This is a genomic window from Streptomyces sp. SID13031 (genome assembly GCF_010548305.1).
GTDB lineage: Bacteria > Actinomycetota > Actinomycetes > Propionibacteriales > Kribbellaceae > Kribbella.
Genome location: NZ_JAAGLV010000049.1, coordinates 1 through 1,489, shown reverse-complemented (window position 1 = coordinate 1,489; position 1,489 = coordinate 1). Strand labels below are relative to the sequence as shown.

Below are 1,489 nucleotides of genomic sequence, written 5' to 3'. Positions count from 1 at the left end.
GGGGTTAACCCCAACGCCGTTCGGTTAGGCAGCGGAGTGTGTGGTCAAGTCGGTGTTGCGGCTGGTGATAGGAGTGCAGCCCTTGTAGATGTGGTCCGGTCCTCCAAGACTGGTCCAACTCCACAAGGGCTGCTGTGTCTGATTCTGTCATTAGTCATGCTGGTGGCGTGTTCGCGCCGGGGCACTTGGGTGAACTGACCCGGGTGGTGCCGTTCGAGATGGTCGACGCGGCGCTGGCCGCGTGTGGTGGCCGGCAGCAGCGGGTGCGGCTGTTGCCGTCGCGGGTGGTGGTGTATCTGCTGCTGGCGGGGGCGTTGTTCGCCGGTCAGGGGTGGGGACAGGTCTGGTCGCGGTTGACCGCGTCCCTGCCCGGGGTGTGGGCGGCGCCGGCGGGTTCCTCGTTGACGCAGGCGATGCGCCGTGTCGGCATCGCGCCCTTGCGGGAGTTGTTCGACCTGCTCAAAGGCCCGGTCGCGACCACGGCCAGGCACACGGCGCGGTTCGCCGGCCGGTTGGTGGTCGCGATCGACGGCACGACCATCGCGGTGCCGGACACGGGTGCGAACCGGGCCGTGTTTCCCAAGACCGCCTGCGGACCGAACGGGCCGGCGGGCTACCCGCTGCTGCGGGTGGTGGCGATCGTGGCCTGTGGGACCCGATCGGTCATCGACGCGGTCTTCGGCACCGACGCGGTCGGTGAGCTGACCTACGCCCGTGACCTGAGCGGTGCCCTGCACCGCGGGATGCTGCTGCTGGCAGACCGCAACTTCGCCACGACCGCGTTCACCGGCGCCGTCGCGGCGGCCGGGGCGGATTTCCTGATCCGCGCGAAGACCGGATCCCGCGCGCGACGGCTACCCGTGCAGCAGCGCCTGGCAGACGGCTCGTTCCTGTCACACATCGCCGGCCTGCCAGTACGGGTGATCGAGGCGACGATCACCGCCCGGTCCGCCGACGGCACCACCCAGACCGGCCACTACCGGCTCATCACCACGCTCCTGGACCCGCACGAGGCACCCGCGATCACACTGGTACGGCTCTACCACCAGCGGTGGGAAATCGAGACGGCCTACCTGGAACTGAAGTCCACCATCCTGGGCGGCAGAGTCCTGCGTGCCCAGCACCCGGCCGCCGTCATCCAGGAGACCTGGGCACTGCTGACCGCCTACCAGGTACTGCGCACCGCAATGGCCGACGCCCTCCTGCACCGCCCCGACCTCGACCCCGACCGGGCCTCACTCACCATCGCCTTGAACACCGCCCGCGACCAGATCACCCACGCCGCCGCAATCACCACCGACCTCACCGACCTCATCGGCCGCATCGGCACCGCAATCCTCTCCGCCCTGCTCCCCAACCGCCGACCACGCATCCGCGCCCGCGTCATCAAACGCGCGATCTCCAAATACCGCGCCGCCACCCGCACCCCCGACCGCCGCACCCGCGACGCCACCATCAACATCCAGATCCACAACTTGACCCCCGAAGC

At 69.2% G+C, this 1,489-nt stretch carries 1 protein-coding gene; it reads left to right on the top strand.

All coding sequences use genetic code 11. The features are described 5' to 3' along the window. Positions 1–134: 134 nt before the first annotated feature. Positions 135–1,489: IS4 family transposase (locus G3I17_RS39165; RefSeq protein ID WP_343238568.1), on the top strand; the 1,355-nt coding region annotated here is incomplete at its 3' end.